This window comes from Syntrophaceae bacterium, assembly GCA_013177795.1.
GTDB lineage: Bacteria > Desulfobacterota > Syntrophia > Syntrophales > UBA2192 > UBA2192.
This window is the reverse complement of record JABLXY010000002.1, coordinates 207,602-228,697: the sequence shown is the minus strand read 5'-3', so window position 1 is coordinate 228,697 and position 21,096 is coordinate 207,602. Positions and strand designations below refer to the sequence as shown.

The 21,096-nt window shown below is 65.3% G+C and carries 21 protein-coding genes and 6 tRNA genes; 6 read left to right on the top strand and 21 right to left on the bottom strand.

Features of this window, described 5'->3' with window-relative positions; genetic code table 11:
* Positions 1 to 38: 38 nt before the first annotated feature.
* The 15 genes from rpoB to amrB all read right to left on the bottom strand — a co-directional run bounded on the left by rpoB (position 39) and on the right by amrB (position 9,856).
* Positions 39 to 4,127, bottom strand: a complete 4,089-nt coding sequence (gene rpoB, locus HPY67_06005) for a DNA-directed RNA polymerase subunit beta (GenBank protein NPV04264.1) — start codon at positions 4,125 to 4,127, stop codon at positions 39 to 41.
* A gap of 192 nt (positions 4,128 to 4,319) precedes the next feature.
* A complete protein-coding gene (gene rplL, locus HPY67_06000) occupies positions 4,320 to 4,706 on the bottom strand; it encodes a 50S ribosomal protein L7/L12 (protein ID NPV04263.1) in 387 nt (128 codons plus the stop codon).
* Positions 4,707 to 4,721: 15 nt separating this feature from the next.
* On the bottom strand, positions 4,722 to 5,249 hold the full coding sequence (gene rplJ, locus HPY67_05995; protein ID NPV04262.1) for a 50S ribosomal protein L10: 528 nt from the start codon (positions 5,247 to 5,249) through the stop codon (positions 4,722 to 4,724).
* A gap of 275 nt (positions 5,250 to 5,524) precedes the next feature.
* Positions 5,525 to 6,226, bottom strand: coding sequence for a 50S ribosomal protein L1 (locus HPY67_05990; GenBank protein NPV04261.1), 702 nt, complete (start codon positions 6,224 to 6,226; stop codon positions 5,525 to 5,527).
* A 16-nt stretch (positions 6,227 to 6,242) separates the two neighbouring features.
* The gene (rplK, locus tag HPY67_05985; protein ID NPV04260.1) at positions 6,243 to 6,668 is read right to left on the bottom strand and encodes a 50S ribosomal protein L11; all 426 of its coding nucleotides are present in this window, start codon (positions 6,666 to 6,668) and stop codon (positions 6,243 to 6,245) included.
* Between the two features lie 49 nt (positions 6,669 to 6,717).
* Positions 6,718 to 7,248 (bottom strand): transcription termination/antitermination protein NusG, encoded by a 531-nt coding sequence (gene nusG, locus HPY67_05980; protein NPV04259.1) that lies wholly within the window; start codon positions 7,246 to 7,248, stop codon positions 6,718 to 6,720.
* Between the two features lie 7 nt (positions 7,249 to 7,255).
* On the bottom strand, positions 7,256 to 7,459 hold the full coding sequence (secE, locus tag HPY67_05975; GenBank protein NPV04258.1) for a preprotein translocase subunit SecE: 204 nt from the start codon (positions 7,457 to 7,459) through the stop codon (positions 7,256 to 7,258).
* A gap of 32 nt (positions 7,460 to 7,491) precedes the next feature.
* A tRNA-Trp gene (locus HPY67_05970) sits at positions 7,492 to 7,568 on the bottom strand.
* 21 nt (positions 7,569 to 7,589) lie between these two features.
* Complete coding sequence (gene rpmG, locus HPY67_05965; GenBank protein ID NPV04257.1) at positions 7,590 to 7,739, bottom strand: 50S ribosomal protein L33; 150 nt, start codon at positions 7,737 to 7,739, stop codon at positions 7,590 to 7,592.
* Between the two features lie 21 nt (positions 7,740 to 7,760).
* A tRNA-Thr gene (locus HPY67_05960) sits at positions 7,761 to 7,836 on the bottom strand.
* Between the two features lie 72 nt (positions 7,837 to 7,908).
* Positions 7,909 to 7,984: transfer RNA gene (locus HPY67_05955), tRNA-Gly, on the bottom strand.
* Between the two features lie 64 nt (positions 7,985 to 8,048).
* A tRNA-Tyr gene (locus tag HPY67_05950) sits at positions 8,049 to 8,133 on the bottom strand.
* Between the two features lie 27 nt (positions 8,134 to 8,160).
* Positions 8,161 to 8,236, bottom strand: a tRNA-Thr gene (locus HPY67_05945).
* A gap of 209 nt (positions 8,237 to 8,445) precedes the next feature.
* Positions 8,446 to 9,015: an AmmeMemoRadiSam system protein A gene (amrA, locus tag HPY67_05940; GenBank protein NPV04256.1), complete on the bottom strand. Its 570-nt coding sequence runs from the start codon at positions 9,013 to 9,015 to the stop codon at positions 8,446 to 8,448.
* A gap of 4 nt (positions 9,016 to 9,019) precedes the next feature.
* Positions 9,020 to 9,856 carry an AmmeMemoRadiSam system protein B gene (gene amrB, locus HPY67_05935; GenBank protein NPV04255.1) on the bottom strand — a complete coding sequence of 279 codons (837 nt, stop codon included), beginning with the start codon at positions 9,854 to 9,856 and terminating at the stop codon, positions 9,020 to 9,022.
* A 373-nt stretch (positions 9,857 to 10,229) separates the two neighbouring features.
* On the opposite strand from amrB, the gene gap reads away from it, so the two are divergent.
* The 6 genes from gap to HPY67_05905 all read left to right on the top strand — a co-directional run bounded on the left by gap (position 10,230) and on the right by HPY67_05905 (position 15,031).
* On the top strand, positions 10,230 to 11,237 hold the full coding sequence (gene gap, locus HPY67_05930; protein NPV04254.1) for a type I glyceraldehyde-3-phosphate dehydrogenase: 1,008 nt from the start codon (positions 10,230 to 10,232) through the stop codon (positions 11,235 to 11,237).
* Between the two features lie 148 nt (positions 11,238 to 11,385).
* Positions 11,386 to 12,135, top strand: a complete 750-nt coding sequence (locus tag HPY67_05925; protein NPV04253.1) for a triose-phosphate isomerase — start codon at positions 11,386 to 11,388, stop codon at positions 12,133 to 12,135.
* A 12-nt stretch (positions 12,136 to 12,147) separates the two neighbouring features.
* Positions 12,148 to 12,471, top strand: coding sequence for a preprotein translocase subunit SecG (gene secG, locus HPY67_05920; protein ID NPV04252.1), 324 nt, complete (start codon positions 12,148 to 12,150; stop codon positions 12,469 to 12,471).
* A 52-nt stretch (positions 12,472 to 12,523) separates the two neighbouring features.
* A tRNA-Leu gene (locus tag HPY67_05915) sits at positions 12,524 to 12,609 on the top strand.
* Positions 12,610 to 12,789: 180 nt separating this feature from the next.
* Entirely contained in the window at positions 12,790 to 13,329 is a 540-nt protein-coding gene (locus HPY67_05910) for a hypothetical protein (protein ID NPV04251.1), read from the top strand.
* Between the two features lie 4 nt (positions 13,330 to 13,333).
* Positions 13,334 to 15,031 (top strand): formate--tetrahydrofolate ligase, encoded by a 1,698-nt coding sequence (locus HPY67_05905; protein NPV04250.1) that lies wholly within the window; start codon positions 13,334 to 13,336, stop codon positions 15,029 to 15,031.
* Positions 15,032 to 15,065: 34 nt separating this feature from the next.
* Here the strand turns inward: HPY67_05905 and HPY67_05900 are convergent, their stop codons facing one another.
* The 6 genes from HPY67_05900 to HPY67_05875 form a co-directional block, all read right to left on the bottom strand.
* Positions 15,066 to 15,503, bottom strand: a complete 438-nt coding sequence (locus tag HPY67_05900) for a hypothetical protein (protein ID NPV04249.1) — start codon at positions 15,501 to 15,503, stop codon at positions 15,066 to 15,068.
* Positions 15,504 to 15,565: 62 nt separating this feature from the next.
* Entirely contained in the window at positions 15,566 to 16,741 is a 1,176-nt protein-coding gene (locus HPY67_05895) for a sodium ion-translocating decarboxylase subunit beta (protein NPV04248.1), read from the bottom strand.
* A gap of 36 nt (positions 16,742 to 16,777) precedes the next feature.
* Positions 16,778 to 17,128 (bottom strand): biotin/lipoyl-binding protein, encoded by a 351-nt coding sequence (locus HPY67_05890; protein NPV04247.1) that lies wholly within the window; start codon positions 17,126 to 17,128, stop codon positions 16,778 to 16,780.
* Positions 17,129 to 17,196: 68 nt separating this feature from the next.
* Positions 17,197 to 17,445 carry an OadG family protein gene (locus tag HPY67_05885; GenBank protein NPV04246.1) on the bottom strand — a complete coding sequence of 83 codons (249 nt, stop codon included), beginning with the start codon at positions 17,443 to 17,445 and terminating at the stop codon, positions 17,197 to 17,199.
* Between the two features lie 666 nt (positions 17,446 to 18,111).
* Positions 18,112 to 19,608 carry a succinate CoA transferase gene (locus HPY67_05880; GenBank protein NPV04245.1) on the bottom strand — a complete coding sequence of 499 codons (1,497 nt, stop codon included), beginning with the start codon at positions 19,606 to 19,608 and terminating at the stop codon, positions 18,112 to 18,114.
* Positions 19,609 to 19,734: 126 nt separating this feature from the next.
* The gene (locus HPY67_05875; GenBank protein ID NPV04244.1) at positions 19,735 to 20,952 is read right to left on the bottom strand and encodes a CoA transferase; all 1,218 of its coding nucleotides are present in this window, start codon (positions 20,950 to 20,952) and stop codon (positions 19,735 to 19,737) included.
* Between the last annotated feature and the right edge of the window lie 144 nt (positions 20,953 to 21,096).

The following is a 21,096-nucleotide window of genomic DNA, read 5'->3' as shown; positions in this document are numbered from 1 at the left end:
CTCTCCTCGCCTGGCGCCTGAGGCCCGTTGCCTGGTGCCTATTCTTTTTCGATCAACTCCACGTCCAGGCAGAGGCTCTGGAGCTCCTTGACGAGCACGCTGAAGGACTCGGGCAGGCCCGGCTCGAGCGAGTGCTCGCCCTTCACGATGGCCTCGTAGATCCTCGTGCGGCCCGCCACGTCGTCGGACTTCACCGTGAGGAACTCCTGCAGGGTGTGCGCCGCGCCGTAGGCCTCCATGGCCCAGACCTCCATCTCGCCCAGCCGCTGGCCGCCGAACTGGGCCTTGCCGCCCAGGGGCTGCTGGGTCACGAGCGAGTAGGGGCCGATGGAGCGGGCGTGGATCTTGTTGTCCACCAGGTGGTGGAGCTTGAGCATGTAGATCATGCCCACGGTGACCTGCTGCTCGAAGGGCTCGCCCGTGCGGCCGTCGAAGAGGACGGCCTGGCCCTTGACGGGCAGGTTCGCCTTGCCGAGCATGTCCCGGATCTCCTCCTCCGTGGCCCCGTCGAAGACGGGCGTGGCCACCGAGATGCCCTTCTTGAGGCGCCGCACGAAGCTGCGGATCTCCTCCTCCGTGGCCCCGTCGATGAAGCGGCTGAACTCCTCGGATCCGTAGATGCGCTTCATCTCCTTCTTGAGGGCGTCGATCGCCGCATTCTTCTCGACCAGGGCGTTGATCTTCTCGCCGATCTCCCGGGCGGCCCAGCCGAGGTGGGTCTCCAGGATCTGCCCCACGTTCATGCGGGAGGGGACGCCCAGGGGGTTGAGGATGATGTCCACGGGCGTGCCGTCCTCGAAGAAGGGCATGTCCTCGTCGGGCAGGATGCGCGACAGGACCCCCTTGTTGCCGTGGCGCCCCGCCATCTTGTCGCCCACGGAGAGCTTGCGCTTGATGGCGACGTAGACCTTGACGAGCTTGATGACGCCCGGGGGCAACTCATCGCCGGCCTTCTGCTTCTCCACCTTCTCCTCGAAGTAGGCCTCGATGAGGTCGATCTTGCGCCCGAGGTTCTCGATCATGCCCCGCAGGTTCTCCTCGAGGGCCTCGTCCTCGAGCGAGATGCCCTTCCAGAGGCTGAAGGGGATCTTCTCGAGGACCTCGACGGTGATCTCCTCGCCCTTCTTGAGCACCGTTTTCTTCTTCTTGGGGTCGATGAGCTTGCCCGCGGAGACCTTCCCGACGAGCAGGTCCTGGATCTTGCTCTTGACCGCCTCGGTGATGATCCGGATCTCGTCGTCGCGGTCCTGGTAGATGCGGCGGATCTCGTCCTCCTCGATCTGGACCGAGCGGCGGTCCTTCTCGGCGCCCTTGCGGGTGAAGATCTTGGCGTCGATGACGATCCCCTCGACCCCCGGGGGCACCCGCAGCGAGGTGTCGCGCACGTCGCCCGCCTTCTCGCCGAAGATGGCCCGCAGCAGCTTCTCCTCGGGGGACAGGGTCGTCTCGCCCTTGGGCGTGATCTTGCCCACGAGGATGTCGCCGGGCTTCACGTAGACGCCCATCCGGACGATGCCGCTGTCGTCGAGGTTGCGCAGGGCCTCCTCGCCCACGTTGGGGATGTCGCGGGTGATCTCCTCCTTGCCGAGCTTCGTGTCCCGGGCCATCGTCTCGAACTCCTCGATGTGCACCGAGGTGTAGACGTCCTCCTTCACGATCCGCTCGGACACGAGGATGGAGTCCTCGTAGTTGTAGCCGCCCCAGGACATGAAGGCGACCATGACGTTGCGGCCCAGGGCGAGTTCGCCGTCCTGCGTGGCCGGGCCGTCGGCGATGATGTCGCCGGCCTCGACGCGTTCGCCCGTCACGACGACGGGGCGCTGGTTGAAGCAGGTGTCCTGGTTGGTGCGCTGGTACTTGGTCAGGTTGTAGATGTCGACGCCCGTGTCGAAGCTGCCCCGCCCGGCCTCGTCGCACTTGATGACGATTCGCTCGGCATCGACGCTCTCGACGACACCGGCGCGCCGGGCCGTCACGACGGCCCCCGAGTCCTTGGCCACGACGGGTTCCATCCCCGTGCCGATGAGCGGCACCTCGGGCTGCAGCAGGGGCACGGCCTGGCGCTGCATGTTGGAGCCCATCAGCGCGCGGTTGGCGTCGTCGTGCTCCAGGAACGGGATGAGGGCGGCGGCCACCGAGACGAGCTGGTTCGGGGAGACGTCCATGAGCTCCACCTCCTCGGGGACGACGGTGACGAACTCGCCGCCCTTGCGGGCGTAGATGAGCGACTCCGTGAAGCGTCCCTTGGCATCCAGGGCGGCGTCGGCCTGGGCGATGATGAACTTCTCCTCCTCGATGGCGGTGAGGTACTTGATGTCGTTGAGGACGCGGCCGTTCTCCACGAGACGGTACGGGGTCTCGATGAAGCCGAACTCGTTGACCCGGGCGTAGGTCGACAGCGACACGATGAGGCCGATGTTGGGGCCCTCCGGCGTCTCGACGGGGCAGATCCGGCCGTAGTGGCTGTTGTGGACGTCGCGGACCTCGAAGCCCGCCCGCTCGCGGGTGAGGCCGCCCGGCCCCAGGGCCGAGAGCCTGCGCTTGTGCGTGATCTCGGACAGGGGGTTGGTCTGGTCCATGAACTGCGACAGCTGGCTCGAGCCGAAGAACTCGTTGACGACGGCCGAGACGGGCTTCGCGTTCACCAGGTCGTGGGGCATCATGGTCTCCACGTCCTGGAGGCTCATCTTCTCCTTGATGGCGCGCTCCATGCGGATGAGCCCGATGCGGTACTGGTTCTCGATCAGCTCGCCCACGGAGCGGATGCGCCGGTTGCCCAGGTGGTCGATGTCGTCGACGCTGCAGTCGCCCTCGCCGAGCTTGAGATGGATGAGGTACCGGACCGCCTCGATGATGTCCTCGCTGCGCAGGGTCGTCACGTCGGTCGGCACGTCGAGCCGCAGCTTGTAGTTCATCTTGACGCGGCCCACGTCGGAGATGTCATAGGTCTCGGGGTCGAAGAAGAGGCTCTTGAAGAAGCGCCGCGCCGTCTCCGGGGTCGGCGGGTTCGAGGGCCGCAGGCGGCGGTAGATCTCGATGATGGCCTCCTCGGCGGACTCGATCCTGTCGATGAGCAGGGTCTCCATGATGGAGGCGTTCATCCGGTCCTCGTCGAGGTGGATGCACTCGACACCCTGGACACCCTTCTGCTGCAGGAGCTCCAGGCGCTCCGGCGTGATCTCCTGGTTGCAGCGCACCAGGACCTCGCCTGTCGCGGGGTCCGTCACGTTGCGCGACAGCACCTTTCCGATGATGTAGTCCCTGCCGACGGGGATGCGCCGGATCTTGAGCTCTTCGAGCCGCTTGAGGGCCTGCTTCGTGATCTTGCGGCCCTTCTTGACGAGGACCTCGCCCTTGGGCTTCGTCTCGATGTCCTCGGGGGCCTTCTCGTTGGCCAGGAAGGGGCCGACGTCGAGGTAGGCCTTGCCGTCCTCGAAGGTGATTTTCTCGATCGCGTAGAAGGTGTTGAGGATGTCCTCCGTCGAAAGGCCCATGGCCTTCAGCAGGATGGTCACGGGCATCTTGCGGCGCCGGTCGATGCGCACGTAGAGCAGGTCCTTCACGTCGAACTCGAAGTCGAGCCAGGAGCCCCGGATGGGGATGATGCGCGCCGAGTAGATCAGCTTGCCGCTGGCGTGGGTCTTGCCCTTGTCGTGGTCGAAGAAGATGCCCGGCGAGCGGTGGAGCTGGCTCACGATGACCCGCTCGGTGCCGTTGACGATGAAGGTGCCGTTTTCGGTCATCAGGGGGATCTCGCCGAAGTAGATCTCCTGCTCCTTGATGTCCCGGATGATCTTCTGCTCGCTCGTCCGGTCGGCGTCGAAAACGACGAGCCGCACCACGATCTTCAGGGGCGCCGCATAGGTCAAGCCCTTGGCGATGCACTCCTTGACGTCGTAGCGGCTCTCGCCGATCTTGTAGCTCACGAACTCGAGGGAGCACTTCCCGCTGAAGTCGCTGATCGGGAAGATGCTCCTGAAGGCCCCCTGGAGCCCGACGGCGGCCCGCTTCTCGGGCTGCACGTCCTTCTGGAGGAACTTCTCGTAGGACTTCATCTGGATGTCGATCAGGTTCGGGACGTCGATAATCTTCTGGATCCGACCGAAATTCTTCCTGAATTCACGCATCATCGTTTCTCAATCCTCAAAAAAATGGACGACCCCATCTGCGTCCCCGGGCTTCCCCCGGCCCGCCGCGCAGGCCGCACCGGGAACCGGAGGGCTTCCGGCCGAGCCGGAAGAGCCCTCCCTTCCCTGATTCGTGGAAACCCGTAACGCCGTACGGGGTGTCAAGATGGGTTGCCTTACGATCAAATCGCCTTACTTGATCTCGACGGTGGCGCCCACGGCCTCGAGCTTCTTCTTGATCTCGTCGGCCTCCGCCTTGGCGATGCCTTCCTTGACGGGCTTGGGCACGCCTTCGACGAGGTCCTTGGCTTCCTTCAGGCCGAGACCCGTGATGGCGCGGATTTCCTTGATGACCTGGATTTTCTCGGCGCCGAAGCTCGTGAGGATGACGTCGAACTCCGTCTTCTCCTCGGCCGCCGCCGCCGCCGCGGGGGCCGCAGCACCGGCCACGGCCGCCACGGCCACCGGGGCCGCCGCCGAGACGCCGAACTTCGCTTCCAGTTCCTTGACGAGCTCGGAGAGCTCGAGCACCGTCATGCCTTCGATATACTTGACAACGTCTTCCCTCGTGATCGCCATGTTTCTCCACTCCTTCTATGCGTTTTCTTTTTCTTTCTTTTGCCTGTAGGCCTCGAGGACCTGCACGAGACCGCGCGGCACGGCGCTCAGCACCGTGACGAGCTGCGTCGGCGCCGCCACGAGGGTGCCCAGGAGCTTCGCCAGCAGCACCTCCCGGCTCGGCAGCTCGGAGATGAGATCGAGCTGCTGACGGCTGACCATCCGTCCGTCCATCCAGGCGAACTTGATGTCCAGCTCGGGGTTCTTCTTGGCGAAGTCGATGAGGACCTTGGTGGGGGCCGCCACGTCGCCGCCGATCATGGACAGCGACAGGGGACCTTTGAGGTTGTCCTTCAGGCCGGCGAAGTCCGTCCCCTGGGCGGCGATGCCCAGCAGGGTGTTCTTGACGACCCGGAACTCGGTTCCCGTCTTGCGCAGTTCATTCCTCAGGGCAGTGATCTTCTCGACGTTCATGCCGCTGTACCCGGCCAGAACGGCGAGCTTGACGCTCTTGAGCTTCTCGTGAAGCTCCGCGACTGCCTGCTCCTTTTCCTTTCTGTCCAACCTTGAACCTCCTTTCCCGCGGTCAATTCCCCTTCCCGGTTTCAGGGACCGGAAGGCTTCGAAAGTCGGAGCGCGCTACAGGGAGAAACATGACTGCCTGAACGAGGATCCACCCGGCGGAAGGGTCCGCCGCTTCCTGTTCCATCCCGCCTCGCCGCCCCGGGGGCGGCTCGGTCCGGGGATGTCGTCTCGGCAGGCCGGCGCGGGGCCGATTAAACTCCCGGTACCTGCTGTCTCCGACTCTTCGGTTACACGTTATGACATGACGGCCGGCGCTACTTCATCAGGTTCCGAACATCCAGGGGATCGACCTTGACCCCCGGACCCATGGTGGTGGATAGGGAGATGCTCTTGAGATAGGTGCCTTTGCTCGATGCCGGTTTGAGCTTGATGATCGTCTCCAGCAGGGCCGTCACGTTTTCCAGAAGCTTCTCGGCGCCGAAGGAGGCCTTGCCGACGGGGCTGTGGACGATGCCCGCCTTCTCCACGCGGAACTCCACCTTGCCCGCCTTGAGCTCCTTGACGACCTTTCCCACGTCGAAGGTCACGGTGCCGACCTTCGGGTTGGGCATGAGCCCGCGGGGCCCCAGGATTTTGCCCAGCTTGCCCACGGTGCCCATCATGTCCGGGGTGGCCACGACGCGGTCGAACTCGAGCCAGCCCCCCTTGATCTTCTCGACGAGATCGTCGGACCCCGCGTAATCGGCCCCGGCGTCCAGGGCCTCCTTCTCCTTTTCGCCCTTGGCGAACACGAGGACCCGCACCGTCTTGCCCAGGCCGTGGGGCAGCGCGACGCTGCCGCGGACCATCTGGTCGGCGTGCTTCGGGTCGACGCCGAGGCGGATCGCCGCGTCGAGCGTCTCGTCGAACTTGGCGCCCGCCGTGCTGACCGCGATCTCCACGGCCTCCTTGAGGGGATAGCGCTTCCCCGGTTCGATCTTCTTCTTTGCCTCCGTGTATCTCTTGCCTCTGGCCATTGCCCCAAACCCCTCGCTATGCCGTGATCTCGATGCCCATCGACCGGGCGGTCCCCGCCACGGTCCGGACGGCGGCCTCGATGTCCACGCAGTTGAGATCCTTGAACTTCAGCTCCGCGATGTCCCTGACCTGCTTGCCCGTCACCCTGCCCACGGTCTCCCGCTTGGGGTCACTCGCGCCCTTGGCGATCTTGGCGGCCTGCTTGAGCAGCACCGAGACGGGAGGCGTCTTCGTCACGAAGGTGAAGGAGCGGTCGGCGTACACGGTGATCACCACGGGAATGATCATGCCCTCCTGCTTGGCCGTCATGGCGTTGTAGGCCTTGCAGAACTCCATGATGTTCACGCCGTGCTGGCCGAGGGCCGGGCCGATCGGCGGGGAGGGCGTGGCCTTGCCCGCCTGGATCTGCAGTTTGATGTTCGCGATGACTTTCTTTGCCATGATGTCTCACCCTGTGGTGTGATGTAAGCGGTTGCTGAACCGTGCGGGCCTAGGCCGCGACAACCTGGATGAAGTCCAGCTCCACGGGCGTTGACCGTCCGAAGATGCTGACGATGACCCGGAGCTTGCCCTTCTCGGGCTTCACCTCGTCGACGATGCCGTCGAAGTTGGTGAAGGGCCCGTCGATGATCTTGACGTGATCGCCCACGTCGAAGGAGAACTTCGGCTTGGGCTTCAGGGTCCCTTCCTCGATGCGGGTCCGGAGCGCCAAGACGTCCTCCTCGGGGATCGGGGTCGGCTTCTCCTTCGTGCCGATGAAGCCCGTCACCTTGGGGGTGTTCTTGACGATGTGCCACGTGTCGTCGTTGAGCTCCATCTTCACGAGCACGTAGCCGGGGAAGAACTTGCGCTTCGAGGTCTTCTTCTCGCCGCTGACGAGCTCGACGATGTCCTCCTCGGGCACGAGGATGTCGGCGAAGTAGGCCTGCATGCCCGCCGCCTCGATGCGCTCCTGGAGCGAGAGCTTGACCTTGTTCTCGAAGCCCGAATAGGTATGGACGACGTACCAGCGGAATGCCATCGGTTGCCTACCCCAGAACCAGGCGGATGATCTTGGCGAGTCCGAAGTCCACGAGCCCCAGGACCAGCGACATGATCACCGTGACGACGATCACGACCGAGGTGGAGGTGATCGCCTGCTTCGGGGTGGGCCATGTCACCTTTTTCAGTTCCGCCCGTGATTCCTTCAGGAACTGCTGAACGACGTTCAGGATCTCTTTTGCCTTGTCCAATTCCCCGTCCTGTGCGGCCGGTCGGGAGGAAATGGCAGGCCAGGAGGGATTCGAACCCCCAGCATCCGGATTTGGAGTCCGGCGCTCTAGCCGTTAGAGCTACTGGCCTGTCTCCCGTTCCTTCCCGCCGTTACTTGGTTTCCTTGTGCTGCGTGTGGGTCTTGCAGAACTTGCAGTACTTCTTCATCTCGAGACGGTCCTGCATGGTCCGCTTGTTCTTCGTCGTCGTGTAGTTGCGGCGCTTGCATTCCGTGCAGGCCAGCGTAATGTTGTTTCGCATCCCCGTCCACCCTGACTGAAATGGAGCCCACGACCAGGATTGAACTGGTGACCTCATCCTTACCAAGGATGTGCTCTACCGACTGAGCTACGTGGGCTGAAAACCGGTTGCCCGGGGCCCGGCGCCGGCCGATCGCCGAGGCCGCCCCGGTCCGTCATCCTCAAATAGTTGGAGCGGGAAACGGGATTCGAACCCGCGACCCTCAGCTTGGAAGGCTGACGCTCTAGCCACTGAGCTACTCCCGCTCATCCCCGCCCGGGGCTCACTCACGGTCCGCCTCGCGGGGCGCGGTGAATGAGAGAAAAAATATGGTGGAGGGGGGAGGGTTCGAACCTCCGTAGGCTGCGCCGGCAGATTTACAGTCTGCTCCCTTTGACCACTCGGGAACCCCTCCGGATCTCAATGATCGCTGTGGGCGATATGGAGCTGGCGATGGGACTCGAACCCGCAACCGGCTGATTACAAATCAGCTGCTCTACCTGTTGAGCTACGCCAGCCATTTCATACAATCTTCCAAAGAATCCCGGCTCTTCGGGCGAATCCAGACGCACGCCGGGCGTAGAAGCAATGAAGGTTAGTGTTAAAAGGGGAGTTTGTCAAGACTTTTTTTGCATCGGGGCCGCGGAAAAAGGCAAAGGGCCAAAGGAAAGGAAAAGCCCTCCATTTCCCCTTGTCCACCTCTGCCCCCTGGCCCCGCGCCCGCTGCCTACTCCTCACCGAACACGTCGGCCGAAAACAGGTAGATCTCCGTCCCCGGGTCGCGCCAGGCATCGGGGGCAAGGCCCGCCTTGCGGCAGGTTTCCCTGAGGAACGTCTCGCGGTCCCAGCGCCACTCGGTTGCCACCTGGGGCAGCAGGAGCCCCGCCCGGGCCCCCCTGCGGATGTACAGACCGTGCTTGCCGATCTCGACGGCGCCCACATCGTCGACCCGCTGCAGGGGGGTGAGCACGGAGATCTCCACCCGGAGGTCCTTGAGCTCGTCCTTCCGCAGCGGCGGGAATCGGGGGTCCTGGAACGCCGCGGCCGCGGCCATCTCCTCCACGGTGCGCGCCAGGGGCTTGCGTGCCTCGATCATGCCGATGCAGCCGCGCAGCTTCCCCCGCTTCTTCAGGGAGACGAAGGCCCCCCGCTTCTCGCCCAGGGCCCCTTTCGCCTCGGCGGCCGGCGGGGGTTGCCCCTTCAGTTCGGCCTCGATCGACTCGCGGGCGATCCGCAGAAGCGCCTGCTTCTCCTCGTCGCCCAGTTGCAGCCCGGTTGCGGTCTTGCCGTCTGCCATCGCTTCACCCCCGAGGCTCCCGGAAGAAGGCTGCCGACAGATACCCCACCACCTGGCGCCTGTCGCCGGTCACGTCCCCGGAATTGGCGTACCGGAGGATCTGCACGCCCCTGGCACCGGCCTTCTCGGCGAAGAGCATGGCCGTGACCACCGGGCCGCCGCCGCAGGCCTCGCAGGAACCCTCCTCGAGCCGGCGCGCGAGCCCCCTGGCATCCCGTTTGCGCACGAGGTCGACGACGACCGCATCGAGCCGCTTCGCCTGGTCGTAGGCATGGAAGTGGGAGAGGTCCGAGCTGCCCACGACGAGAACCTCCTTTCCCTTCGCGGCCCGCCAGATGCTGTCAGCAAGGGCCTCGCAGGTCGGGAGATCCTGGCTTCCCATCACGATGGGGACGAAGGCGAAGGCACCGAGAGCCACCTGCAGGAAGGGCAGCTGGATCTCGACGGAGTGCTCGGCCGCGTGGGGCCTGCGGTCGGCGTTCATGACGGGGTCCGCCCCGAGGATGGCGGCAGCCAGCTCCCCGTCCACGGGGACGACGCCCAGGGGCGTTTCGTACCCCCCCGATGCCCAGACCGAGGCGCCGCGGAACAGGACGCGGTGGCTCGGCCCGATGACCACGACGGCGTCGTAGCGCATGCCCTCGATGAGCCGGTATCCGTGCGCCGCGACCTGCCCCGAGTAGACGTAGCCCGCATGGGGCGACACGAGCCCGACCACGGGGCCATCGACGGGCCTTGCGGGGACCGCCTCGAGGTACCGGCGGATCTCGCCCCTCAGGACGGCGGGGTCCCCCGGGTACCACGTCCCAGCAATGACGGATTTGCGGATGTCCTTCTCCATGCTGATCGCCGATTGGCAACGGCACCGGCCGGGGGAGCCGTCAGGGCAGACGGGGCCGGGAGGGGAATTCTGCTTTCCTTCCTTGCCGTTAGCGCTTTGTCTCGTATGTTATGCGTACCCCTTCGCGGGCCGCCCTGTCAAGGGGGAAAAGGCGGGGCCGGGCCTGCCGGGACAAAAAAAGATTGACTCGGGAACCGGGGCTGTTTAAGAGTAAACGATTTTTATGCAAGCGCGCAATCTTCCCGGCTCGAACGGCACCGGTTCTGCATGCATCGGGTAGCGACCGGCAGGGCGAGACGGACAGCCGGACATCCCGCCTTCCCGAGGTTCCACCGCCCGGGGAGCTTCAATATCGAACCAAGGAGGTCAACCCATGGGTGTCAAGTGCGCAGTGAACGGTTTCGGCCGCGTCGGACGGTACCTGGTCAGGGCCGCCCTCAATTACGACGACCTCGAGATCGTCGCCGTCAACTCCCGGGCCAAGGCCCCGATCCTTGCCCACCTGCTCAAGTACGACTCCGTCCACGGGAAATTCCCCGGCGACGTCTCCGCAACCGACGGGGCGCTCGTCGTCAACGGCAAGGAGATCCGGATCACCAACATCACCGACAACTGCGCCCTGCTGCCCTGGAAGGAGATGGGCATCGACATCGTGCTGGAGTCGACGGGCGAATTCCGGAAGAAGGCCGAGGTGGCCCCCCACCTCGAGGCCGGGGCGAAGAAAGTCATCATCGCGGCCCCCGGCAAGGGCATCGACGGCACCTTCGTCATCGGCGTCAACGAGCAGACCTACGACCCGGCGAAGCACCACATCGTCTCCAACGCCTCGTGCACGACCAACTGCCTGGCCCCCGTCGCGAAGGTGATCCACGAGGCCTTCGGGATCAAGCGGGGCTTCATGACGACCTGCCACGCCTACACGATGGACCAGCGCCTGCTCGACGGGTCCCACAAGGACCTGCGGCGGGCCCGCGCGGCCGGCCTCTCCATCGTCCCCACCACGACGGGGGCGGCCAAGACCGTGGGCGAGGTCATCCCGGCGCTCAAGGGGAAGATGGACGGCGTGGCCCTGCGCGTGCCGACGCCGAACGTGAGCTGCGTGGACTTCGTCGCCGAGGTGGGCCGCAGCGTCACCGTGCAGGAGATCAACGACGCCGTCAAGGCCGCCGCGGCGGGCGCGATGAAGGGGATCATCCAGTACTGCGAGGAGGAGCTGGTCTCCGTGGACTTCGTGAGCAGCCCCTACTCGGCCATCTTCGACGCGCCGCTCACCAACGTCGTCGACGGCAACCTCGTGAAGATCTTCGCGTGGTACGACAACGAGAGCGGCTTCGCCTTCCGCATGCTCGATCTGGCGCGGTATATGGCGAAACGGTTCTAGGCCGGCGACAAGCATCAAGCAACAAGCATCAAGGTTCAGATTCCAATCCCCTTCCGTTGACGACCTTGCTGCTTGGACCTTGCTGCTTGCTACTGACGGGGCAATACGATCACGCGGATCAATCGGCCACTGGCAGCGGGGAACAAACGTGCGGAAGGCTCTGATCATCGGCAACTGGAAGATGCACAAGACCGTGGCGGAGGCCGTCGCGTTCGCGCGGGCCCTGGCGGCCTCCCTGCCGGATGCGGCCGACCGCGACGTGGCCATCGCCCCGCCCTTCACGGCCCTGTACGCCCTCCGGGAGGTCCTCGGCGGCACGCCGATCGCCCTGTGCGCCCAGGACGTCCACGGGGAGGACCAGGGTCCCTTCACCGGCGAGATCTCGGCGCCCATGCTCGCCGACGTGGGATGCCGCTACGGGCTCGTGGGGCACTCGGAGCGACGACGCCTCTTCGGGGAGTCCAACGAGGACGTCAACCGCAAGGCCCGGGCCCTGCTCCGCGCGGGCATCGGGCCCGTCGTGTGCGTGGGGGAGTCCCTCGAGGAGCGGGAGGCGGGGCAGACCTTCAGCGTGATCCGGCGCCAGCTGAAAGAGGGATTGAATAATCTCTCCGCCGATGATATAAGGCGCACCATTGTCGCCTATGAGCCCGTGTGGGCCATCGGGACGGGAAAGACGGCATCGCCCGGCCAGGCCCAGGAGGTCCACGACTTCATCCGGCAGTTCATCGGGCACCTGGCGGGCAAGGAGACGGCCGCCGGGGTCCGGATCCTCTACGGGGGCAGCGTCACCCCCGAGAACGCCGCTTCGCTCATGGCGCAGAGAGACATCGACGGGGTCCTGGCGGGAGGCGCAAGCCTCGAGGTGGACTCCTTCCGCAAGATCATTCAACACTGAGAGGAACGAACGTTGCACATCTTCATCAGCATCATCCACATCGTGGTCTGCATCCTGCTGGTCGTCATCGTGCTGCTCCAGCGGGGCAAGGGGGCCAGCATGGGGGCCGCCTTCGGCGGCTCGAGCCAGACGCTGTTCGGCAGCGCCGGCCCCGGCACCCTGCTCGGCAAGATGACCACGGGTGTCGCCGTCGTCTTCATGCTGACGTCCCTGTGGCTGGCCTACTTCGCCGTGCACAAGGGAAGCTCCGTCATGCAGGGGGGCGCCCCGGCGCCCGTCGAGCAACCCGCGCCCGCCCCGGCCGTCCCCCCGGCGCCGGCGCCGGAGAAGAAATAGCGCAGCGCTATTGACAAAAGAGCCCGAACAGGCTAATGAAACCTCAACAGCCGCCGAAGTGGTGGAACTTGGTAGACACGCTATCTTGAGGGGGTAGTGGGGAAACCCGTCCGGGTTCAAGTCCCGGCTTCGGCACCATGCATCCGACCAGGGGGTTGGCCCGGCCGCGGGCCAACCCCCTGTGCGTTGCGGCTCACTTTCTCTTGACACCGGCCGGACGGGCGGCTATGGAAGCAGTCGGGCCCCTGCGCACCGGGGCCGCGGCGCGGGCAGGGCGTTTGGGGGAAACCGGACAGCGCAAGACGACGGAGACGACCGATGAGATCCTACGTTGTGTTTTCATCCATGGGGCCCGACCGCCCGGGCCTGGCAAGGCAGATCGCGGAGTTCTTCACGGCGCGGGGCATCAACATCGAGCGCTCCCGCGGCTGCGTCCTGGGGGGCGAGTTCGGCATGGTCATCCTCACCTCGGGGAGCACCGAGGCCATCGAGCGGCTCATCACGGACCTGGACAGCCTGCGCGAGAAGACGGGCCTCGAGATCCACGTCCGGAAGACCAAGGCGCCCCTGCACCGGGAGGTCGCACCGTCGATCCCCTACAAGCTCATCGCCACCGCCATCGACCGGCCGGGGATCATCCACCAGATCTGCAAGGCCCTCCACAGCCGGGGCATCAACATCGACGACATCGCCACCAACGTGGACAGCAACCCCGTCACGGGCGCCAATGTCTTCCAGATGGTCTGCTATTTCTCGCTGCCGCCGGCCGTGAAGATCCTGGACCTGAAAAACGAACTCAACCGCATCGGCGACGAGTCCAACATCGACATCCGCTTCGACGCGGTGATCAGCAAGTAGGCCCATGACCCGACGCAACCATCACGTGCCGGCGCCGATCCTCAAGCCGATCGTGGACATCGCGGCATCCGTCGGGCTCAAGGAGGAGGACCTCGAACTCTACGGCCGCTACAAGGCCAAGGTCAGGCTCGAGGCGATCCGCCGTTTCCAGCGGCGCCCCGATGCCGCCCTGATCCTCGTTTCGGCCATGACGCCGACGCCGGCGGGAGAGGGGAAGACCACCGTCACCATCGGGCTGGCCCAGGCGCTGGCCCGGCTGGGCAAGGCCACCATCGCCGCGCTCCGGGAGCCGTCCCTGGGCCCCGTCTTCGGCATGAAGGGCGGCGCCACGGGCGGGGGGCTCTCGCGGGTCCACCCGGTGGACGACATCAACCTGCACTTCACCAACGATTTCCCCGCCGTCGAGAGCGCCCACAACCTGCTGTCCACCCTGGTCGACAACTCGGTCTACCACGACAACCCCCTGCACATCGACCCGCGGAAGATCACTTGGCGCCGCGTTCTGGACATGAACGACCGCTTCCTGCGGGACATCGTCATCGGCCTCGGCGGCTCCGTCAACGGCGTGCCCCGGGAAACGGGGTTCGACATCGTCCCCTCCAGCGAGATCATGGCCATCCTGTGCCTGTCGCGGTCCTACGCGGAGCTCAAGGAGAGAATCCGAAGGATCCTGGTCGGGTTCACCCATGACGACCGGCCGGTGATGGCCGGCGACCTGAAGGTCGAGGGGGCCGTCACGGCGCTTCTGAAATACGCCCTGCTGCCGAACCTGGTCCAGACCACGGAGCACGTCCCGGCCATCGTCCACGGCGGGCCCTTCGCCAACATCGCCCAGGGGACCAACAGCATCATCGGCACGGACCTGGCGCTGCGCCTGGCCGATTACGTCGTGACCGAGGCGGGCTTCGGGTTCGACCTGGGCGCGGAGAAGTTCTTCGACATCGTGGCCCCCTACGGCAACCTCGACCCGCGCATCGTGGTCCTCGTGGCGACGGTGCGCGCCCTGAAGTACCACGCGGGCGTGGCCCGGGAAGACCTCGAACGGCCCAACCCCCGGGCGGCCGTCCTCGGGATGGCGAACCTCCGGAAGCACTACCAGAACATCGACAAGTTCGGCATCCCCTGCATCGTCGCCCTCAACCGCTTCGCCTCCGACACGGACGAGGAGATCCGGGCCGTCGTCCAGGCGGCGGGCGACGAGGGGATGAACATCGCCCCCTGCGACATCTTCCGCCGGGGCGGCGAAGGGGGGCTCGAGCTGGCGGAGAAGACCGTCGCGATCCTCGGGCGGAGCCGCGGCGGCTTCCGGCCGCTCTACGACTGGAACCTCCCCGTGGAAGACAAGATCTTCACGGTGGCCAGCGAGATCTACGGAGCCGTCTCGATCGACTACCAGCCCCTGGCCCGGCGCAACCTCGACCTGATCAACCGCTACGGCTTCGACAAGCTGCCCGTCTGCATCGCGAAGACGCAGCAGTCCCTGTCGGACAACCCCAACCTCCTGGGGCTTCCCCGCGACTTCATCGTCACCGTCCGGGAGATCAAGATCGCCTCCGGGGCCGGGTTCCTCATCCCCATCACGGGCGAGATCCTCCGGATGCCCGGCCTGTCCAGGATGCCCGCCGCCTTCAACATCGACATCGACGACGAGGGCAACATCACCGGCGTGAGCAGCCCCGGCGAGATCGCGCCTCTCACCTGACGGACCCGGCGCCCACCGCGGGCGGCTCCGGCCCTTACTTGATCCTGGGCTGCACGGACTCGCAGCGCTTTCTTGCCGTCTGCATGAAGTGTGCGGCGTGGACGATGCACCGCTCGTGACGGCCGCGGGCGATCTGGCCCAGCTCGTCGAAGGCCATGATCTCGAAGACGAGCCTTCGGCCTTCCACTGCCGCCAGGACCGATTCAGCCGTGACGGTCATCCCGATGAAGGTCGGGTTCAGATAGGTCAGTGAGGTCGACAGCCCGACCGTCACGTATCCCTCCGGCAACATCGGGTCGATCACGGAGACGGAAGCCTCGATGAGCAGGGCCGTCAGCGTCGGGGTGGCCATCAGCTCCGTGAGCGCCCCGTGTCCGAAGGACAGGGTGTCGGCCGGCTCGATGGTCTTCTGATACGTCTTGGACAGGCCGGGCTTGAGATGGGGCAAAGTGAAGGGAAGAGGCTTGTGCATGGATCGTACTCCCTTTCTTCTTGTCTGGATCGCCGGAACCGATCGACCCCGGGGTTTCGACGCTAGCCCTTGAAGAGCGACAGCAGCACCCCGGCCGCTACCGCCGAGCCGATCACCCCGGCCACGTTGGGCCCCATCGCGTGCATCAGCAAAAAGTTCCGCGGGTTCTCCCGCTGACCCACCACCTGCGAGACCCGCGCCGCCATCGGCACCGCCGACACCCCCGCCGAACCGATCAGCGGGTTGACCTTCCCGCCCGAAACGAAGTACATGAGCACCCCGAACAGCACCCCGCCCGCCGTGCCCACCGCAAAGGCCGCCAGCCCAAGCACCACGATCGAGATCGTCTGGAAGGTCAAAAAGCTCTCCGCGCTCGCCGTCGCCCCCACCGTCACCCCCAAAAAGATCGTCACGATGTTGATCAGCGCGTTCTGCGCCGTGTCGTTGAGCCGAGCCACCACCCCCGCCTCACGGAACAGGTTGCCCAGCATCAGCATCCCGATCAGCGGCGTGGCGTCCGGCAGCATCAGCGAGCACACCAGCGTCACCGCGATCGGGAAGATGATCCGCTCGGTCTTCGACACCGGCCGCAGCTGCTCCATCACCACCATCCGCATCTTCTTCGTCGTCAGCAGACGCATGATCGGCGGCTGGATGATCGGCACCAGCGCCATGTACGAGTAGGCCGCAATCGCAATGGCCCCCAACAGGTGCGGCGCCAGCTTCGAGGTCACGAAGATCGCCGTCGGGCCGTCCGCACCCCCGATGATCCCGATCGAGCTGCACTCCTGCGGCGTAAAGCCCAAGTACAGCGCCCCGATGAACGTCGTGAAGATCCCCAGCTGCGCCGCCGCCCCCAGCAAGAGCGTCTTGGGGTTTGCGATCAGCGGCCCGAAGTCCGTCATCGCCCCCACCCCCAAAAAGATCAGCGGCGGGTAAATCCCCAGCTTCACGCCCTGGTAGAGGTACCACAACAGCCCCCCCACCACCGTCTTCTCCTTGCCCGTCACCGCGTCGATCTCCGCCGACGGCGGCGCCATCAGCCCCGCCGAGGGGATGTTCGCCAACAGCATCCCGAAGGCGATCGGCAGCAGCAGCAGCGGCTCGAACCCCCTCGCAATCGCCAGGTACAGCAGCACAAGCGAAATCCCCAGCATGATCGCCTGCTGGCAGGTGATCGACAAAAACCCCGTGCTCTGCGCCAGGGCCTGCACGGCGTGCAGAATGTCGATTTCCATCGGCGTGTCCTTTCCCCGTTGCGACCGCCCCGGCGATCAGCCGATCACGGCCAGCGGGTCCCCCGTGTTGACCGTGGCGTTGACGCTCACCCCGATCTGCTTGACCACCCCGTCGCGGCCGCAAACGATCTCGTTCTCCATCTTCATCGCCTCGAGAACCAAAATCAGATCCCCCGCCTTGACCGACTGCCCCGTCTGCACCGCGATCGACAACACCTTCCCCGGCATCGGCGCCGCAATCACCTCGTCACCCGCCGCCGCCGGGGCCGCTGGCTTCGGCGCCGCCGCAGGGGCTGCCGCCGGGGCCGGAGCCTCCGACGAACCGATGATCTCCTCCACTTCCACCTCGTACGTCCTGCCGTTGACGCGAATGCGAAACTTCTTCATGTCCGCCGTCTCCTCGTCCGGGTTCCGAGCCGCGAGGCGCTGCTCCCCGTTGTGTTCCCCTGCCCACCTCAACGGCCTTGGCCGCGATAGGCCCTGATGGCCGCCGCAATCACCGCCGGCAGTTCCCCGTCGTCCGCCGTCGGAGACGAACCCGGAGCCCTTGCCGGGACCGCAGCCGCCTTCGGAGCCCTCGGTGACGCCGCAAGACGCGTTGCCCGGCCCATCAGCGTGATGAACCCTACGAGCAGGATCAGGACCGCAAACACGGTCCCCATCCCGATCAATGCCACCGTCAAGCCGAACATCAATGTCAGCACGGCTGTTTCCCCTTTCCGAGAGACGTGGGCGGCGAGCCCGCCGCACATGGCAGCGAGCCTGAACCGACGCTGTCCGCGGACGTCCGATCCTGGAGTCCTTCTCCCTGCTATGGGTAATTGCCCAGGGCCGCCCCGTGTCAGCGCCGCACCGCCGTCCCGAGAGAGACACGGAAGACCTGCAATTGGCGCCGGGGTCGGCCCCGCTCTGGATGGTAGTGAGTTGTCCCTTTCTTAAGGTTGAGCAGAGGGAGCGAGGTATCGGCCAGGACCTCCCCGGAAAGCTGCCCTCCCTTTCCGTCTTGCAGGTGTCCGCGACACGGGTCAAAAGGGCCGGCGGCAACCGAACGTTTTGCGCCGCGAGGCCCGTGCTCTTGCCCGGGCGCCGCGGTCGGATCGGCAACGGCATCCCCGAGGCGCCGGGAGCACGGTTCGGGCTGTCCGGCCGGGGCCCGCGGACGCCGCACCGTCGAGATCGGCATCACGGCGATCCATCCCGTCAGCGGGAGACCGGACTCCCTGCGGCCTGCCGAAAAAAACGGGGGGAACTGATTCCTTTGTCAAACCGGCCGGGGAGGTCTTGACCCCTCCGGCCTGACGCCGCCTCCCGGCGCCGGCCCGTGGAGCGCGGGCATTTGCCGCGCTCCACGAGGGGCCGTGTGCGGGATCTCAGGCCGCGCCCTCCGGCTTCATCGTGCCCGTCTCGTTGAAGCGCACGTGCCAGCTGAAGGCCTCGTCGAGCAGCATCGGGTGATGGCCGCCCACCTTCTTCTTGGCGCGGTTGAAGTAATCCCAGAGCAGAGGACGGTACTCGGGTGCCGCACAGTTCTCGATGATGACGGGCACCTTCTCCCTCGGGTCGAGCCCCCGCAGGTCGGCCACCCCCTGGTCCGTCACGATGAGGTGCACCTCGTGCTCCGTGTGGTCCGTGTGGGTCACGTGGGGCACGACGCGCGAGATGGCCCCCTTCTTGGCCATTGCCGGCGTCAGGAAGACAACGAGCCCCGCATTGCGGGAGAAGTCGCCCGAGCCCCCGATGCCGTTGACCATGGTGGTGCCGAAGGTGTGGGTGGAGTTGACGTTGCCGTAGATGTCCACCTCGAGGGCCGTGTTCATGGCGATGAGGCCCAGCCTGCGGGCGATCTCGGCGTTGTTGCTGATCTCCTGGGGCCGCAGGACGATCTTGTCGCGGTACTTCATGATGTCCCGGTAGAAGCGCTGGAGGCCCTCGGGCGAGGGGGACAGCGAGGTGCCGGAGACGGCGTTGAGCTTGCCCGCGTCGATGAGGTCGAACATGGCGTCCTGGATGACCTCCGTCCAGACCCGCAGGTTCTTGTAGTCGCTCTCCACGAGGCCCGCCATGACGGCGTTGGCCACGTTTCCCACCCCCGACTGCAGGGGCGGGAGCACTGCCCCGTAGTTTTTCTCCAGGAACTTGATCAGATGCCGGGCCATGGCCTTGGACTGCTCGTCGATGGGGGCCAGGGGCCGCGTCTTGTCGCCGATGTCACAGGGCACGACGGCCACGACCTTCCTCGGGTCGCAGGGCATGTAGATCGTGCCGATGCGCTGGTTCACATCGGTGATCGGCAGGGGATGCCGGGCCGGCGGGTCGGCGGGGATGAAGATGTCGCTCATCCCGACGAGTTCCATGGGCTGGCTCGTGTTCACCTCGATGATCACCTTCTCGGCCTGCTGGAGGAAGGTGGGCGAGTTGCCGACCGAGGTGGAGGGGACGATCCCGCCGTTTTCCAGGATGCAGACGGCCTCGACGATGGCCACGTCCATCTTGCCCAGGAAACCGTAGCGCAGCTGCTGGGCCATCTGGCTCAGGTGGATGTCGAAGAACATCGTGTCGCCCGCGTTGATCCGCTGGTTGATCTTCTTGCCCGTCTGGTAGGGGAAGCGCTTGGCGATGCAGTTCACCTCCGCCCAGGCCTCGTCGAGCTCGACGCCGACGGAGGCGCCCGTCAACAGGGACAGCCGGAGCTTCTCGCCCTTCTTGACCCTTTCGGCCACGGCCAGCGGCACCGCCTTGGGGTACCCGCAGGGGGTGAACCCGCTCGTGCCGACGACCATGCCGTCCTTGATGTGCTTGGCGGCCTCCTCGGCCGTCGTGATCTTGGACAACAGTTCCTTGTTGAAGATACGGCTCTCGATTCCCATCTTGGCATTGCCTCCTTGTCTTGGATTGAAACCGGCAACTCCCCACGTCAACGGTTACAGATCCTGCGACAGGTCGATACGATAGAAAGAATGCGGGGCCCCCGGGGCCCCGCCTTGTGTGCTAGTCTAGTAACTCGCGTTGATGATGCCTTCCTTCTTGAGCTGTTCGAGCGTCTCGTCGCTGTAGCCCAGGAGCGACTTCAGGACCTCGTCGGTGTGCTGTCCCAGAAGCGGTGCCGGCGCGTAGACCTCGCCGGGCGTCTCGGTCATTTTGATGGGCGAGTTGGCGATCCGCATCTTGCCCACGCGGGGCTGGTCGATCTCGGCGAGCATCTTCCGGTAGGCGATGTGGGGGTCCTCGCTGATCTGCTTCAAGTTGTTGATCGGCGAGTAGGGCAGCCCCTCCTTCTTGAAGATGACCTCCCATTCCGGCGTGGTCTTCGAGGCCATGATCGGCTCGAGGATCTCGTTGAGGGCCTTGCGGTTCTTCGTCCGCAGGGGGTTGGTCTTGAACCGCTCGTCCTCGGGCAGGTCAGGCCTGCCGATCACCTTCGCGAAGCGGACGAAAAGGGCGTCGGTCCCGATGGCGGCGATGATGTAGGAGCCGTCCTTCGTCTTGTAGCCCTGGAACGGGGTGATCGAGGGGTGGATCCCTCCGAGGGGCCCGGGGATTTCCCCCTTCAGCGTGTAGCGGACGACGGCGTTTTCGAGCGTGGAGTAGAGGCTGTCGATCATGGAGATGTCGACGTGCTGGCCCCGTCCCGACTTCTCCCGGTACCGCAGGGCCGCCAGGATGCCGATCGCGGCCTGCATCCCAGAGATGATGTCGCCTACGGAGGACCCCACCCGGCAGGGCGGGCCGCCCTCGGGCCCGGTGATGCTCATGAGCCCGCTGTAGGCCTGGGCCACCATGTCATAGGAGGGCCTCTCGGCGTACTCGGGCAGCGAGTCGTGACCGAAGCCGCAGATGGAGCAATAGATGATTCTCGGATTGATCTTCTTCAGGTCCTCCCAGTGCAGGCCCATCTTCTTCATCGTCGTGGGCCGGAAGTTCTCCACGACCACGTCGGCCTTCTTGATCATCTCGATCAGGATGTCCTTGGCCTTCTGGTGCTTGAGGTTCAGCACGATCCCTTTCTTGTTGCGGTTGAGGCTGATGAAGTAGCCGCTGTGGTTCTTGTCCACCTCCCCGGCAAAAGGCCCGAACTCGCGGGCGTCGTCCCCATGGGGCGGCTCGACGTGGATGACCTCGGCCCCGAGGTCGGCGAGAATCATCGTCGTCGTGGGGGCCGCCAGCACGTGACTCAGGTCAATGACTCGGATACCTTCCAGCGCTCGTGGCATATCTGTTTTCCCTCCCAACGGTTTGATCTTCGATGCGGGTCGTCGACCCGTCGTGTCGGGGGCAGCGGCATCCGCCCCCCTCTGTTTTTGCACCCGTCTACACAATTTCGCCCCCGGATTTCAAGTAAATATTTGATCCCAAAC